The organism is Candidatus Vicinibacter affinis (assembly GCA_016714365.1).
GTDB lineage: Bacteria > Bacteroidota > Bacteroidia > Chitinophagales > Saprospiraceae > Vicinibacter > Vicinibacter affinis.
This window is the reverse complement of the sequence record JADJNH010000006.1, coordinates 73,590-88,755: the sequence shown is the minus strand read 5'-3', so window position 1 is coordinate 88,755 and position 15,166 is coordinate 73,590. Positions and strand designations below refer to the sequence as shown.

Here is a 15,166-nt window from a genome sequence, read left to right as displayed (position 1 = left end):
ATTTGAGCGCACTGATTACTAATCGTTATGATTTTAATTTGGCCTGCTTTTATAAAATATTTTACAACTCGCGGAACTATTGCATTGGCCTTATGGCCATTTATTTTTTTGGGTGATAAATCCTCAGGACATGATTTGGTTTTACTGAATCACGAACGGATTCACTTGCGTCAACAGTTGGAATTGTTGCTGATTTTCTTTTATCTGATCTATCTTGGATCCTATCTGATCAACCGAATTAAAGGGATGAAGGCAAATGAAGCTTATCTCAATATTTGTTTTGAAAGAGAGGCCTATTTGAATGAAAAAAATATAGACTATCTTAAAAAGAGGAAATGGTATTCAAGCTTCAATTTTTAAAATTCGCAAGCATAGAAAAAATTAATTAATATTGTGTGGAATGAAGACTCAGAAAAAGAATCGGATACGCTTGGAAGATCAGATAGATTGGGGAAGGATATTTTCCTTGCATTCTTTGTTTTTCATTTTTCTTGGGGTGTTCATGGCGACTATAGCCTTCAAGGGATTTATGATTCCAAACCGGTTTCTTGATGGAGGTGTTATTGGCTTGTCGATTCTTTTTCATGAGATATTTCATTTGGACATCAGGGTAATCCTATTGGTTCTGAATCTTCCATTCATTTATATTGGCTATCGCAAAATTGGAAAAACCTTTGCCATTCAGACCTCCATGGCAGTGATTTTATTAATAGTATGCATGAATTTTCTTGAAATTCCGGCCATAACCAACGACAAAGTATTGATTGCTATTTTTGGTGGTTTTTTTATAGGGCTTGGTGTAGGATTTGTAATTAAGGGTGGGGGTGTGATAGATGGAATGGAGGTAATTGCCGATTACACCACCCGCAAGATAGGATTTACCACCAGCGAAGTTGTGATGTTCATTAATTCTGCAATCATCCTGGCTGCGGCTTTTTTCTTTGGAATTGAAACAGCCATGTATAGTCTGGTGACTTATTTCACTGCCATGAAAACCTCAGATTATGTGGTGGATGGTTTTGAAGAGTACACTGCGCTGACCATTATCAGTGCCAGATTTGAAGAGATCAAATCATGCATTGTCAACGATTACCATAAAGCCATTTCAGTATATCATGGCGAACGGGGATATTTGCCGGGTAGTTTTGACGTCAGTCATCCTACTCAAATCGTAGTTACCATTGTAACCAGATTGGAAATTCACCGGTTGAAAAAGGCTATTTACGAAATCGACCCCATGGCCTTTATTTACATTAACAGCATTAAGGAGGTCTCTGGAGGTATCGTCAAACTTAAAAAGAAACATTAATGTGGTGTGCTGCCGCATAAGGCAAAGTACTACCTGTGCGAACCGGACTTCAATTCTCTTTAGATAATCACAAAAGGGTTATGTTTACAAGAATTTGGTCTCAAAGATGAAATTAACTACCATATACAAAATACCATTTGTTGTTCATGAAGAGTATAAAAAAACTAAAGGCATTTGTTCTTGATTTCTTAAGTCGTGAGCTTCCGGAAAATCTGACCTACCATGGCGTCCATCATACCTTGCATGTAATGGAAGTCTGTGAGCAACATATCAAGCGGATGAAGATAAAAGGTAAGGATGCCTGGTTGCTTCGGACTGCTGCTTTGATTCATGATGTGGGTATTGCCAAAACATATAGTGATCATGAAGCGGAATCATTTAAATTTGCTGAAAAGCATTTGCCTGAATGGGGTTATGGTAAAGAAGAACTGATGGCAATAAAAGGAATGATCATGGCCACCCAGATTCCACAAAAACCTCAATCAATACTCGAAAAAATTCTTTGTGATGCCGACCTGGATTATGTTGGAACAAATAAATTTTATGAAATAGGAGATACACTTTTTAAAGAATTTATGGCCTATAAAGTGATTAAAAATGAAGAGGAATGGGATCGTCTCCAGGTTAACTTTTTAAGCAAACATCATTATCATACAGAGTATTCAAAAAAACACAGGGAACCCGTAAAAATGGCATTTGTACAGGAAATATTAGACAAATGGGGATGGAAAATGCCTGCTTAGTAAAATGTGCTCAACATTTGAATCAATAAGCGCTCATGTTTTCAGCAGCGCCCAGCCATGCTTCTGCGGCACGATAATTCAGCCAGGATTTTTCATCCAGATTCAGTCCAGAGTCTGCAATAAGTTTTCCAGGATTTAACTCTCCTAAAGGAAATGGGTAGTCAGAACCCAATGATACTTTATCGATTCCAAACAGACTGATTAACTTCATGAGCATATCCTCATCATGAACCAATGAATCTACCCAAAATTTACCAAGATATTTGTCAGGGTGATGAGGATTGTCAATGGCCAGCAAATCCGGTCTTACCTCATAACCATGTTTGATTCTTCCGTAGGAACCCGGGAATGCTCCTCCACCATGTGCGAAGGCAACTCTTAATTTTGGGAATTTCTCAAAAATTCCACCAAAAATCATACTGCATATCGCAAGAGAGGTTTCTGCCGGCATACCTACTAGCCAGGGTAACCAGTACCGTGGCATTTTCTCCTTACCTACCATATCCCAGGGATGAACAAACAGGCAAGCGTCCATTTCTTCTGCTGCCTCATAAAATTCCAAGAGGGCAGTATCATTGAGATTCCAGTCATTGATGTGTGAACCGATTTCAATTCCTGCTAAACCAAGTTCGTGAACGCACCTGTCCATTTCTTTGATGGCCAATGCAGGATCTTGCATGGGCAATGTGCCAAGACCAATGAAACGATCCGGGTACCGCCGGACCACATCCGCAATGTGATCATTTAAAAATCGGGAGATATCAAAGGTGTCTGAAGGTTTTGCCCAATAAGAAAAAAGTACCGGAATGGTACTGAGTACTTGAAGTTGAATTCCTGCTTGATCCATATCGGGTAATCTGGCGGATGCATCCCAACAATTGCTTTGTACTTCCCGAAAAAAATTATTGTCAATCATCATTTTAGCCCTACAGGGTGCATGGTGCTCCATTTTTACGAAACCACCGTAACCAAATTTTTCCGCCCAGGGAGGGAGGTGTTCAGGCATGATGTGGGTGTGGATGTCAATTTTTTTCAAAACAAATATTTTAGGAATGGTTGTAATAGAAACCAAGATTTCTTTTCAGGTCTTTTGGCAATTCAGGTAATTCGGACCGTGGAATCAGCAGGGTGGATATGTTGTGAAAATCAATAAATATTTGATGTTTTTTTACTGTTTCCATTAAATATTCATGACCTGAGGATCCACCTGTTCCCGTTTTTCTGCCCAGCATTCTCATGACCATTTGGGCATGTCGATAACGCCAGTTGGTAAGCAATTCATCCATTTCAGTAATGACATCAATCAGTCTTGAGGGAAGTTGCAATATAGGTTCGGTGCCATAAAGTTTGATGAGCAATGCAGCAATGGTGGCTTTGAAAGAAAGTCTGATTTTTCCTTCTGCCATTTGAGCATTGTGAAAATCTTCGTTGAAGATATTTGCAAAATAGGTGTCCGTATCACCATTCATTTTTAACCTCATCGCCTTCTCATGTTCATTCAAATAATCAGATTGTGAAATGGCATCACGCTCTCTTTGTAACATGTTGCTGATGGCATGCTGATATTTGGTTTTGAATTCGAAGTTTTCAGCATTTAAAAATGGCGTTCTCTCCAACCAGGACTCAATCAAATTAAAAAGACTTTGCGCACTTTCTAAATGCTCTATTTGCTTTTGTTGCTCTTCGTCAAACTCATGGTAATATTTGTAAGGTGTATAGCTAATTCGCTTTTCAATTTTAAGTCCTAACATGACTTCCAGTTTTCTGAATTGGAAACTCTGGAAACCCGAAGCCGGAAAAAGGTAAGACCTGAAATCCAGAAAGTCAATGGCCGTCATGGTTTCCAATACCTTGATTTGTTGGATGAGCAGTTTGAGAATTTCGTTTACTCTTTCAAGACGCGATACGGCAACATCGATGTTTCTTTCATCCACATTGTTGGTGCGAAATAAATTCATCACGGATTCTGTCTCATGCAGAATTTGCTTGAACCATAACTCATATACCTGATGAATAATAATGAAGAACATTTCTTCATGGGCCTCTTTTCCCAATTCTTTAGATCGGGGATGCTGAGCGCCTAAAATTTTATCCAATCCTAAATAGGATCCGTAATGTATGGAAGTGTATTTTTTTTCGTTGCTCATAAAGGTTTGTAGGCAATTGCCTTGATTTCGATGAGTAAATGTGGATGTGGTAGTTGATGGACAGCCACCGTTGTGCGGGTGGGGCCATCGTAGGAAAAGAATGAATTGTAAACTTCGTTGTATCCTTTAAAGTCATTCATGGATACTAAAAAAGTGGTAATTTCAACTAGGTCGTTGAGATCGGCATTTTCACTTTTCAGAATGTCTCTGATGTTTTCTATAACTGCAAGCGTTTGTACCTTGATGTCCAGATTCGTAGTGCCAAATTCATCAGCCTCTGCGCCTGCAAAGCTGTTGTCGGGTTTTCTGCTGCTGGTACCGGACACAAAAAGGAAATCGCCTGCTCTTCTGATGTGTGGAAACTTTCCCCTCGGTGTAGCCTTGCCTTCAACGAGTTGTCCACGATTTGGATTTTTCATTTGCCAAAGATAGAAATCCCTCATCAAAACCAAAATATTCAGTAACATTGCATAGCAACTTACCTTATACATATTAATATTAATTATAATATGAGAATTATTTTTACCTTGTCCTTTCTTATTTTCATTACAGTATATATTAACGCACAAAATCTGGTAAGCAATCCCGGATTTGAGAAATGCGACAATTGTGGTCAATTTGGCAATTTCGGAGTTGAATTTAATTTTACCAATAGCTCAAACAATCCTGTGGATTGGTTTGGTGTGACTTTTGGAACTTCAGACATCCGACAGGAGACTCCTCACACCGGCAGAAGGCATGGGGGATTTTATAATTTTGGCAAATTTGAATATCTGGGAAATGTATTGAACGAACCACTTCTAGCCGGTGCAGAATACGAATTGAGTTGTTTTCTAGGCATTTCTGGTGATTCTGAATTTTCTACAGATGAAATCGGTTTCTACTTTCAAAAAGGGATGCCCATTTATCAACAAGCCGGACCATTGAGACAACTTACACCACAGTTGGTCACTCCGGATCAGGATTTTCTACCGGCAGGCAAATACAAGGAGTATAAATTTCGCTACATTGCCTGTGGCGGGGAAGATCATCTGGTGATAGGAAGGTTTACAGATTTGTCAAAAGGAGACACGCTCTTTGTGGGCAAGAAAAGATCCGGAAGCACCATTTATTGTTACACCATTGTAGATGATGTGGTGCTCAGTCTAATCAATCCAATAGCCAATCTGTTGCCTGATAAAGTGGAAATTTGTCCAGGTGGCAACCAAAAGATCGGAATCGCTGCCGGTGCCGTTGGCCGTCAAGTTTTATGGAGCAACGGGAGCACAGCTGACAGTATTGAGATTACAACTACAGATTCATTGGTGTGGGTAGAAATTAAAGTCAGAAAAGATTGCCCTCCCATCAGAGACAGTATTCAGGTTGTTCAAAAGGAAATAAACAGTAACCTTTTGGCGGATGAAATATCCATCTGTAAGGGCAGATCTCAGACCATAGCTGTAAATCCTTCCGGCCTTAACAATCCTAAATGGAACAATGGAAACAATACATTCAGTATAGAGGTAAGTGTACCCGGATGGTATGTAATCAATGCAGAAAGTGAATGCGGCCAAGTCTCAGATTCCATTTTAGTAAAGGAAATTGCACCATTGAGTCAAAATCAGGTTTATACCAAAGATACCTGTTTTATTGCCGGTCTTAAACTTGAGGCAATTGCGAACATTGAAAATAATTATTTCTGGAACAATGGTGCTAGATCCAAGGTAATTGAAATAGACAGTCCCGGAGTGTACACGGTTACGGTGAGCAATGTGTGTGAATCTGTGGTGGATACTGTTTTGGTGTTGGACAAACTTACCGCAGATGAAATCTTTCAGATGCCCAATACCATCACTCCTAATGGAGATCAGTTGAACGATCATCTCAAGCCGGTTATAGATCCTAAATTTGAAAGTAAAATAAATTCTTTTAAATTTTTAGTGTACAATCGTTGGGGTCATAAAATGTATGAGTCCAATAATTACCGCGAGGCCTGGGTTCCTAAGAATGACGATCTGATGGAGAGTTACATCTATCTTATTCAGGCCAGTATCAGAAGTTGTCCGGGTGTTATTAATGATAAAAAAGTTGGAACGGTAAGCTTGATTCGTTGATTATTTTTCAAAATAGCCTTTCATTTTTTTTTATTTACAAATTATTGCTTTGGATGGAGTTTGAAAAAATTTTTACCGATCGTTTAATTCTTAGAAAACTGGCTCCGGAAGATTACCGATTTATTTTTGAAAATTTCCCAAAACAAAAAATACAAGAAGAACTGGGTCTACATTCAGATGAAGAATTTTGGAAGGAAAAGCAAAAATTTGAGCAAGGTTATTCCATGCACAATCGGAGTTTGGTACACTTTCAATTGATTGAAAAAAATTCAAATAAAATTCTCGGTGGTGCCGGATTTCACAATTGGAATCCTGCTCATTTCAGAGCTGAACTGGGATATCATTTGCATGCGGAAGATTCTAAGAGAAAAGGATTCATGACAGAAGCTGTCAAACCAATTTTAGAATATGGATTTCAAAAAATGAATTTAAACAGAATAGAAGCATGCACCGGTCCGGAAAATGTAGCTTCATTAAAAATTTTACAGAAATTCGGATTTAAGCAGGAGGGCTATTTGAGACAACATTATCACTGGAAGGATCAGATATTTGATTCTCTAATATTTTCATTACTCAAAACAGAATACGAGACACAAAATTCATCTGCATAAAGTGATGATTTAAAATTATCATCCAGTGATAAAACCTTTACTTTGAATAAAAGCCTTATTCCTGCAGGATCGCAGCAACCCCCGGCAATACTTTGCCTTCCAATAATTCCAACATCGCTCCGCCTCCGGTGGAGACAAAACTAACCTCGTCATCAAGTCCATATTTGTTGATGGCTGCGACGGAATCACCTCCTCCAATAAGTGAAAACGCACCTTTTTTGGTCGCCTCCGCAACGGTCATGGCAATGTTTCGAGTCCCGGTTTCAAAACTGGACATTTCAAAAACGCCCATTGGGCCATTCCAAATTATTGTGCTGGATTCAAGAATGGTTTTATTGAATAGTTTGATCGTTTCAGGTCCTATGTCCAGGCCCATATATCCATCCGGAATGTTGACGTCGGGTGTAGTCAATTTCCTGGCGTCATTGTTAAAAGATTCTGCGGCGATCGAATCCAATGGAAGTAACAACTGGATTGACTTTGCCTTGGCCTTTTCGAGTAATTCCTTGGCCAGTTCCAACTTATCGGTTTCGCAAATAGAATTTCCTACCTGATATCCCTGTGCTGCAAAAAAAGTATAAGCCATACCTCCCCCAATCAAAATATGGTCACATTTGTCAATGAGGTTGGAAATAAGTTCAATTTTATCAGAGACTTTTGCTCCTCCAACGATTGCAGTAAGTGGTCTTTTTGGATGCTCAATGACTTTGGCAGCATTTTGAAGCTCCGCATCCATGAGCAATCCGAAACCTTTGTGGTTTTTGTCAAAAAAGCGTGCAATGGTGGCGGTGGTGGCGTGTTCTCGATGAGCAGCACCGAAAGCATCGTTGAGGAAATACTCCCCCATTTTAGCCAGCTCCTCTGCCCAAATCGGGTCTCCTTTTTCTTCCTGTTTGTAGAATCGGGTGTTTTCCAGTAACAGCAATTGGCCGTCTTTGAGTGCACTTAGTCTTGTATTGGTATCTGCTCCTCCACAATCTGTGGCAAACATTACTTTTTGATTCAATAATTCACTCAATCTCCCGGCAACAGGTGCCAATGAAAATTTGATTTTATCCAATTGACCATCCGGGAGCAGAGATTTCAGTGGTCGACCCAAATGGGACATCACCACCAATTTTGCCTTACGATCTAAAAGATTATTTATGGTAGTCAATGATTTTACGATCCGCGTATCATCAGTGATATTGCCCTGAGCATCGATTGGAACATTAAAATCTACCCGAAGTAATACGATTCTTCCTTCTACATTCCAGTCCTTCATAATTTGTTAGATTAAGGTTGCCAATTTTACACACATATCTGCAAGCCGGTTGGAGTAACCGTTTTCATTGTCGTACCAGGCCACAATTTTCCCAAGATTGCCCTTGCATTCCGTGAGTTCTGAATCAAATATAGCAGAATGGTTGTTACCGATGATGTCGCTTGATACCAATGGGTCGGTCGTATATTCCAGTATTCCTTTTAGTGGACCTTCAGCCAGTTCTTTAAATTTCTGATTGATTTCATCAGCGGTCGTATTTTTTTCAAATGAGCAAAACACCTCGATCATAGAACCCGTGATCACCGGGACGCGGTAGGAAGAGCCAAAAAGTTTTCCCTTAATAGGAGGGTAGACTTCTGAAACAGCCTTGTTTGCGCCGGTGCTGGTTGGGATTACATTGAGTGCAGCAGCACGGGCTCTTCTAAGGTCTTTGTGCGGTGCATCCTGCAATCTTTGATCCTGGGTATAAGCATGAATGGTATTCATATTGGCAAACTGCAATCCCCAGGTTTCGTTGAGAATTTTAACGATGGGTGCAAAACAATTAGTAGTACAGGATGCATTGGAAATAATGGTGTGTTCAGTGGTGAGTTCATGGTCATTGACACCCAAAACGAAAGTTGGAATGGAATCATCCTTGGGAGGAGCAGAGAGAATAACTCTTTTTGCACCTGCTTTTAAATGAGCTCCGGCGGCTTCAGCCGTCAGATAAATCCCTGTACACTCCAGGACTATATCAATCCCAAGATCTTTCCAGGGCAACGCCAACGGATCCTTGATAGCAAATGCCTGTATTTTATAGCCATCAACTTCGATGTAATTTTCGCCCGCGACGATGTGGGCGTTCAATTTCCTGTGCGCGGTATCGTATTTAAGCAAATGGGCGAGGGTGGGGTTATCAGTAAGGTCATTTATAGCAACCACTTCTACATCGGGACGGTTTCTTAATGCCCTGTAAGTCAGGCGTCCTATGCGGCCGAAACCATTAATTGCGATTCTTTTTTTCATATTTGGGAAAAGGTTCAGTAATTTTTATGCTTATAGAATTCAATTTCCTGCAAAAAGTTTACCACAATTTTGATAAAAGCATATCTTTGCCTCTCTTTTTGGAAATCTGCCCCGTTCGTCTATCGGTTAGGACCTCAGATTTTCATTCTGGTAAGAGGGGTTCGACTCCCCTACGGGGTACTGAAAAAGCCATCAACAATGTTGATGGCTTTTTTTTTTAAGTAATTCTGAGTTTGAAGGTAATTCCATTAGCATGAATAATCGTATTCATTCAGCAGTACTCGCCGCAGCACGGAGGCTGCGGTTCCTAAACTAAATCGTGACATTGGTGGCGTTTCATTTTTTCAGTTGATTATATGTCCATGTTGGGTAAACTTTAGGCAATCAAAACATTTGTTAGCACTGTAGGGTAAGTAATTTTTATAAAATTAGGTGGGTAGCTGGAAATCCTGGCTTTATTAATTGCAACCTTAACTTACAAAACCGAGTACTAGTGGACCGTTATGATATTGCATTTTCATATATAGTATTATATTAATATGTAATGGTCTTATTTTAATTACATTTGATTTTATAAATTTTTAACATTAAATTTGTAAAAACCTAAAGAAATGTCTATCTCGGTTCCTATCAAAATCGCCCTGGTAATTATAGCATTCTTGACTTTGGTCCAACAGGGTAACTCACAAACCAAAATGGATTCAAGTAGACTCTTCATTGACAATAAGTTACCAACAAAACAAAAAAATAATCGGAGTCACAAGTTTAGGTTTTATGTAAATTTTTATGGCTCCAGGAATAACAGCAATGTAGATCAAATACTAAAGGATCAGGGGTTTGATCACAAACAACGGAATTATAAAGCTTCCCACAACACCAGTGCAGGACCCAACTTTTTCGATGCTTCTTTAAATCTTAACTGGGGCAAGTACAGTTCGAGTTCCGGTTCTGCATCAGATGATTTTTCATGGCCTTCAGTTGGATTTGGTCTTGATTATTTCCTAAAGAAAAATTTTCTTTTAGGGGTGCAGTATTCTTATTATACTCTTTTAAGCACTGGATTTAAAAATCTTTATTCTGTGCAATATGTGGATGGCGTACAAGATTATGGGCATCGGCTAATTTATAAACTGGAATCAAACTTATTTAACCTTAGGGCCGGGTATATTTTTTGGGATCAGCTATTTGTAATTTATGGAGGACCAAGACTGGCTTATGGAAAAAATAAGTATGACGAAAAGAGTTCATATTTTTCGTTTGGATTAAATTCAGGAATCGAAATGAACCTACCTATTAAAAAGAGATTTTTCTTTAAATTTAATGGAGATTATTGTTACCTACCTTCTATACCATTAAATGAACAGAAAATTACCCTAACCAATCAGGGAAAGGAGTATAAAAGTGTGTTCAACAAGACGAATGTTTACCAAAGCATTTTTACATGGGGTGTAGGTTTTGGGATAAAATTATAGCTGACATTTTTTTAAAAAGTGCTTAGCGATCATCACGATCGCATTAATATAACAAGCTGGATAAATTTTGTTTTATTTAGATAATGGAAGCGATTAATAAATCCTGTAAGAGCGTACTTGTCTTGTTGAGTGAAAATTAACTCCTTTACATGCTGGACACACAATTTATTTTAACTATCCTTAAATTGTTTTTGCATTTAAATCTGCTTCAATTCTTATCAGTTGCAATCCAATTTTCTTCCTGAAAACTTAAGAATGAATTAAGAGCGGTTAGAAATTTGATGGCTTACTGACTTAACTCAGCTCATGATAATCCAGGTCTTTACCATAGGTGTCTGTTGAGTACAAGATGGCTACCAACGACACCACCACACAAACAATGCCCACATAAAATCCTGCAGACAACAATCCAACAGACGGTACCAAAGTCGAAACGCATATACTGATAAGTACGGTCGTGCCGCGCACAAAATTTGGAGCAGTGGTGGTAACAGTCGCCCTTAAGTTTGTTCCGAATTGTTCAGATGCGGATACCATGAAGATCGACCACAAGCCCCCCATGGATACTCCCATCAGTCCAATGACTGAATAAAAAATACCGGGGCTTGTCTGAGTATTTAAGAAATAAGCCAGCATGCATGCAGTCATGAGCGCAACAGAAAGCAGCAGGGCTTTTTTGCGGGATCTAAAACGCTCACTGATGTAGCCAAACAATATGCTTCCAACTGAGGCTCCAATGTAGTGTAGCGTTACAGCCTGTGCGCCTACAATAGTGCCATTCACCAAACCTGTTTTGGCATAGGCTGAGGCATTAATAGCCAATTGGCTGATGGCATACCACACCGGGATACCGGCCAGAATGCACAAAAGATATTTTACAAATCTTTTTCTACTGGTAAAAAGGGATAAAAAGTCCCCACGTTTTACATTCTCTTCTTTGGTCCGATGAAACATACCAGATTCATACACGCTGATTCTCAACACGAGGAGGGCGAGACCCAAACCTCCTCCCACATAATAAGCAATTCGCCAGTTGAAGGCGTCTGCTACTAAAAATCCCAGCACCGCGCCAATGATTCCTATTCCTGAAACAATACTGGCACCCATACCTCTTCTTTCCTTGGTCATGACCTCTGATACCAGGGTAATTCCGACTCCCAGTTCGCCGGCCAATCCCAATCCTGCTATAAACCGAACCCAGGCATATTGTTCCACCGTCTGCACAAATCCATTGGCAATGTTCGCCAGCGAGTACATCAGGATGGTCAGGAACAAAGTGGACAATCTCCCTTTTTTATCCCCCATGATCCCCCAGATGATCCCACCCAGAAGCATTCCGATCATTTGCATATTCAGCAGATAGGAACCTACGGAGAACATATCGCCATCGGCCACGCCCAGATCTCTCAGACTCGGGTCCTTCACAATACCAAATAAGATTAAATCATAAATGTCTACAAAATAGCCCAGCGCAGCTACAATGACGATCATGTTGAAAGGGTGACTGTGACCAATATTCTTGTTTTCCAAAATCAGGGATTTGGTTACAAAATTGTAAAAAAATACTGACTCCTGACCAACCTTATTTTATAAGATAAATAGAGGCCAAAACTTTGGTTAAAGCTGTTTAAAAAGATATCCCATGTAGGGATACCGGAATTTTTGGTTTGGTTCTTATTGGATAAAATTTATACTAAAGGGTAATCTTTAATATTCTTTTGATTTGGTAATTAACTGGGTGGTTAGATTATTCTCTAAAGTTTCATATAACTAAAGTTATTTTTCCATTCTTGTAAAGCCTCTAACTTAGCATTTGATTTTAAATCCTGTCCTGCATCCATGAGGTACGTATTATTTTGCATTTGTTTTATTTTTTACATCACCTCTGGGGATGCCCAATCTGATAGAGGAGTGATACCGATAGAAAATCCGATTCCGGTATCCGGAAAATCCTATGCAATCATTATTGGAATCAGCAAGTACAAAAATATTGCGCAGCTGAATTATTCAGACAGAGATGCAATTGCCTTTCGAACTTATTTGATGAATGTACATCATCAACGTGTTGACTCGCAGAATATCTCTATATTTTTAAATGAAGAGGCTACTAAGTTTAGAATAGGGGATGCCATTTCCAGTGTATTGCAAAATGCTGTCAGTGGTGACAGGGTTTATTTTTTCTTTGCAGGCCATGGCGACATTGAAGACAGGAGTCAATCTGAAAATGGTTTGTTGCTGTTGTACGACAGTCCGAAGGAAAACTATTTCGAAATGATTCATGATGTAATCCAGATTAACAGGCTTTCCGATTATTTTGAAAAGTTGACTACAAAAGGGGTGGATATAACTTACATCATTGATGCCTGCCACTCCGGAAAATTGGCGGGGGGAATGGAAGGAAGCAAACATACTTCTTATGCTTTGAAAAATACTTTGTCACGAATTTCAACCGTGTTGTTGTCTTGTGATGCCAATCAACTTTCTCTGGAAGGTTTGAGTTGGGGAGAAGGTCGCGGATTGTTTTCGTATTATTTGGAAGAAGGATTGCTGGGCTTTGCAGAATCAAACCAGGATGAAGTCATTTCATTGTATGAATTAAAAAGATACCTGGAGGAAAAAGTTTTTTTGGCAAGTGAATACAAACAGACTCCGGTTATCATTGGTAAATGGGATAAAAAGTTGACCCTGGTAAATCCAAAATTTAAAGATTCTCTGGATCACTTAAGAATAAAAGAGTATCCTAATTTCAAGATTGTTAATATTAAAGGTGATGAAGAAATCTATTTGAATGATTTAGATGAGCGTGGAAAAATGATTTATAAAAATTTTAATAATCATTTGCTTTCCGGCAAGCTCATTGATCCCGTTGGAGAAAACGCAATGCGAGATTATTGGGAATTCAATAACCTTTACCCCGATCACCAGTTTCGTTTTTTGATAAGAAGGAATCTGGCCGCACAATTGACTCAAACCTTTGACAGTTTAATAGCACCTCTTTGGAAAGGTTTTTCTCCGAATACCAAACCGGCAAAAATTTTATCTGCTGCCCGTCAATTGGATTCTTGTTTGTTGCTGCTGGAAGAGACCCATTACATGTATTCCTCCATTCTGGCTAGACGATTTTACGTAAGCGCCTTGATTGAAAGTATGGGTGTTGATATGAATAATTATACTCCGGCAGATAAAAGTAGAATGCAGAATGCCTTACAACTTCTAGATAAGTCCAGAGTCCTGGAGCCAAACGCTGTTTATGTTTATTTTACCATTGGAATCATTTTTCAATCGATGGCGCTACCGGACAGTGCGTTGATTTATTTTAAAAAATATTTAAGCCTTGTTCCCAATTCTTCTGCAGCTTTTAATGTCATTGGAATTGCTTTTTCAGATCTGGGAGAAGAGACCGGTAATGTTGCATTGATGAAGGAATCCGTTTCGCTTTTCGAGAAAGCCATTCTGTTGAATCCAACTTTTAAATCACCACACGTTAATCTCATTTATGTGCACGGATTATTAAAACGTTATGATCAATGCAAATTTTACTTTGACAAGATGATGTTAATTGACAGCAATTTTTCCTCTACCTACAACAACATGGCGCAGGTCTATTTTGAAATGGGAAAACCGGATTTGGCCATTAAGCACTGGGAAACTTCAGCACTCAAATTTCCGGCAAGAGCTTATGTTCCATATTTGGGAATCGCAAAACTATCTATCCAATTGAGGGACTATGCCACAGCGGAGAAATATTTGGAATTAATCATTAAGGAAAAGCCAAAATGTGCAGAAGCATATTTTTTAAAGGGTAAGATGCTTTTTAAAAAGGGAGAATATTTAACGGCGCTTTTTAATTATCAAAAGGGATTAAGCTTAAATGGAAGTCACCCTAAGTATTACCAAGAAATGGGTTGGTGTTACCTGTTTTTGAATCACCGACAGGAGGCAAAGCTCTATTTTGATACCTGTGTTTTACTTCACCAGGCTTCCAGATATCCCAACTTTAAAGTTTTAGCGGATGTCTTCCAATATGGTTTGAATGAATATAAACGTGCAGATGAATATTATGTGAAGGCGTTGAAAACTGATTCGCAAAACATGGAATTGATGGGAAAGTACATTTCAAATTTGTTTATGCTGCAGCAAAATAAATTGGCCAATAATTGGATTCAGAAATTATCCAAACTATCCATGCAAAGCAATTGGCTCGCCTATGCAATGATCTGTAAGCATCTAAATGAATTAAAATTCAGTTTAGTTGAAATAGATTTAGAAAAATTATGCATGGATCCGGATTTTGATAACAGAGTGTTGGTAATAAAAAATTGGGAAAGTGTCAACAGCAAATTTAGTATTCCTGATTCGGTAAAGAAGTGTTTAAACTTAATTCAATAGAACTTTTCGTTAGTTTCGGATCTTTTCAATTAATCTTACTGTTATTATGCCAATCGATTTTTTATTGTTGGCCAATAGGTGATATATGTTTTTTGGGTGGAATTGGTGTCCGACTGTAATGTTTTATTTA

General features: G+C 38.8%; 13 protein-coding genes and 1 tRNA gene. 8 read left to right on the top strand and 6 right to left on the bottom strand.

What is annotated here, in order from left to right:
* The first annotated feature begins 27 nt into the window (after window positions 1-27).
* The 3 genes from IPJ53_13565 to IPJ53_13555 all read left to right on the top strand — a co-directional run bounded on the left by IPJ53_13565 (window position 28) and on the right by IPJ53_13555 (window position 2,052).
* Window positions 28-360 carry a hypothetical protein gene (locus IPJ53_13565; protein MBK7800124.1) on the top strand — a complete coding sequence of 111 codons (333 nt, stop codon included), beginning with the start codon at window positions 28-30 and terminating at the stop codon, window positions 358-360.
* Window positions 361-400: 40 nt separating this feature from the next.
* The gene (locus IPJ53_13560; GenBank protein MBK7800123.1) at window positions 401-1,309 is read left to right on the top strand and encodes a YitT family protein; all 909 of its coding nucleotides are present in this window, start codon (window positions 401-403) and stop codon (window positions 1,307-1,309) included.
* Between the two features lie 146 nt (window positions 1,310-1,455).
* On the top strand, window positions 1,456-2,052 hold the full coding sequence (locus IPJ53_13555) for an HD domain-containing protein (GenBank protein MBK7800122.1): 597 nt from the start codon (window positions 1,456-1,458) through the stop codon (window positions 2,050-2,052).
* Window positions 2,053-2,074: 22 nt separating this feature from the next.
* On the opposite strand, the gene IPJ53_13550 is transcribed toward IPJ53_13555, so the two are convergent.
* Genes IPJ53_13550 through IPJ53_13540 form a run of 3 tightly spaced genes read right to left on the bottom strand, consistent with a single transcriptional unit; the run spans window position 2,075 to window position 4,618 of the window.
* Window positions 2,075-3,058, bottom strand: coding sequence for an amidohydrolase (locus IPJ53_13550; protein MBK7800121.1), 984 nt, complete (start codon window positions 3,056-3,058; stop codon window positions 2,075-2,077).
* A gap of 40 nt (window positions 3,059-3,098) precedes the next feature.
* Window positions 3,099-4,199, bottom strand: a complete 1,101-nt coding sequence (locus tag IPJ53_13545; GenBank protein MBK7800120.1) for a hypothetical protein — start codon at window positions 4,197-4,199, stop codon at window positions 3,099-3,101.
* Window positions 4,196-4,618 (bottom strand): RidA family protein, encoded by a 423-nt coding sequence (locus IPJ53_13540; protein MBK7800119.1) that lies wholly within the window; start codon window positions 4,616-4,618, stop codon window positions 4,196-4,198. Before IPJ53_13540 ends, IPJ53_13545 begins: the two co-directional genes overlap by 4 nt.
* A gap of 90 nt (window positions 4,619-4,708) precedes the next feature.
* On the opposite strand from IPJ53_13540, the gene IPJ53_13535 reads away from it, so the two are divergent.
* Together IPJ53_13535 and IPJ53_13530 are read left to right on the top strand one after the other, a co-directional pair.
* A complete protein-coding gene (locus tag IPJ53_13535) occupies window positions 4,709-6,292 on the top strand; it encodes a gliding motility-associated C-terminal domain-containing protein (GenBank protein MBK7800118.1) in 1,584 nt (527 codons plus the stop codon).
* A 53-nt stretch (window positions 6,293-6,345) separates the two neighbouring features.
* Window positions 6,346-6,903: a GNAT family N-acetyltransferase gene (locus IPJ53_13530; protein ID MBK7800117.1), complete on the top strand. Its 558-nt coding sequence runs from the start codon at window positions 6,346-6,348 to the stop codon at window positions 6,901-6,903.
* A gap of 55 nt (window positions 6,904-6,958) precedes the next feature.
* On the opposite strand, the gene IPJ53_13525 is transcribed toward IPJ53_13530, so the two are convergent.
* Together IPJ53_13525 and gap are read right to left on the bottom strand one after the other, a co-directional pair.
* Complete coding sequence (locus IPJ53_13525; protein MBK7800116.1) at window positions 6,959-8,167, bottom strand: phosphoglycerate kinase; 1,209 nt, start codon at window positions 8,165-8,167, stop codon at window positions 6,959-6,961.
* A 6-nt stretch (window positions 8,168-8,173) separates the two neighbouring features.
* Window positions 8,174-9,175: a type I glyceraldehyde-3-phosphate dehydrogenase gene (gap, locus tag IPJ53_13520; GenBank protein ID MBK7800115.1), complete on the bottom strand. Its 1,002-nt coding sequence runs from the start codon at window positions 9,173-9,175 to the stop codon at window positions 8,174-8,176.
* 108 nt (window positions 9,176-9,283) lie between these two features.
* Here gap and IPJ53_13515 point away from each other — a divergent pair.
* Together IPJ53_13515 and IPJ53_13510 are read left to right on the top strand one after the other, a co-directional pair.
* Window positions 9,284-9,355, top strand: a tRNA-Glu gene (locus IPJ53_13515).
* A 431-nt stretch (window positions 9,356-9,786) separates the two neighbouring features.
* On the top strand, window positions 9,787-10,647 hold the full coding sequence (locus IPJ53_13510; GenBank protein ID MBK7800114.1) for a hypothetical protein: 861 nt from the start codon (window positions 9,787-9,789) through the stop codon (window positions 10,645-10,647).
* A gap of 294 nt (window positions 10,648-10,941) precedes the next feature.
* Here the strand turns inward: IPJ53_13510 and IPJ53_13505 are convergent, their stop codons facing one another.
* The gene (locus IPJ53_13505) at window positions 10,942-12,138 is read right to left on the bottom strand and encodes an MFS transporter (protein ID MBK7800113.1); all 1,197 of its coding nucleotides are present in this window, start codon (window positions 12,136-12,138) and stop codon (window positions 10,942-10,944) included.
* Window positions 12,139-12,486: 348 nt separating this feature from the next.
* Between IPJ53_13505 and IPJ53_13500 the strand changes: the two genes are divergently transcribed.
* A complete protein-coding gene (locus tag IPJ53_13500) occupies window positions 12,487-15,036 on the top strand; it encodes a caspase family protein (protein MBK7800112.1) in 2,550 nt (849 codons plus the stop codon).
* Window positions 15,037-15,166 lie beyond the last annotated feature (130 nt).

Excerpts from the sequence above, each read along its gene's own strand:
- IPJ53_13530 (MBK7800117.1), top strand. The coding sequence starts at position 6,346 with ATGGAGTTTGAAAAAATTTTTACCGATCGTTTAATTCTTAGAAAACTG.
- IPJ53_13540 (MBK7800119.1), bottom strand. The coding sequence starts at position 4,618 with ATGAAAAATCCAAATCGTGGACAACTCGTTGAAGGCAAGGCTACACCG.
- IPJ53_13505 (MBK7800113.1), bottom strand. The coding sequence starts at position 12,138 with ATGATCGTCATTGTAGCTGCGCTGGGCTATTTTGTAGACATTTATGAT.
- IPJ53_13500 (MBK7800112.1), top strand. The coding sequence starts at position 12,487 with ATGAGGTACGTATTATTTTGCATTTGTTTTATTTTTTACATCACCTCT.
- IPJ53_13550 (MBK7800121.1), bottom strand. The coding sequence starts at position 3,058 with ATGCCTGAACACCTCCCTCCCTGGGCGGAAAAATTTGGTTACGGTGGT.
- IPJ53_13555 (MBK7800122.1), top strand. The coding sequence starts at position 1,456 with ATGAAGAGTATAAAAAAACTAAAGGCATTTGTTCTTGATTTCTTAAGT.
- IPJ53_13510 (MBK7800114.1), top strand. The coding sequence starts at position 9,787 with ATGTCTATCTCGGTTCCTATCAAAATCGCCCTGGTAATTATAGCATTC.
- IPJ53_13545 (MBK7800120.1), bottom strand. The coding sequence starts at position 4,199 with ATGAGCAACGAAAAAAAATACACTTCCATACATTACGGATCCTATTTA.
- IPJ53_13565 (MBK7800124.1), top strand. The coding sequence starts at position 28 with ATGATTTTAATTTGGCCTGCTTTTATAAAATATTTTACAACTCGCGGA.
- IPJ53_13560 (MBK7800123.1), top strand. The coding sequence starts at position 401 with ATGAAGACTCAGAAAAAGAATCGGATACGCTTGGAAGATCAGATAGAT.
- IPJ53_13525 (MBK7800116.1), bottom strand. The coding sequence starts at position 8,167 with ATGAAGGACTGGAATGTAGAAGGAAGAATCGTATTACTTCGGGTAGAT.
- gap (MBK7800115.1), bottom strand. The coding sequence starts at position 9,175 with ATGAAAAAAAGAATCGCAATTAATGGTTTCGGCCGCATAGGACGCCTG.
- IPJ53_13535 (MBK7800118.1), top strand. The coding sequence starts at position 4,709 with ATGAGAATTATTTTTACCTTGTCCTTTCTTATTTTCATTACAGTATAT.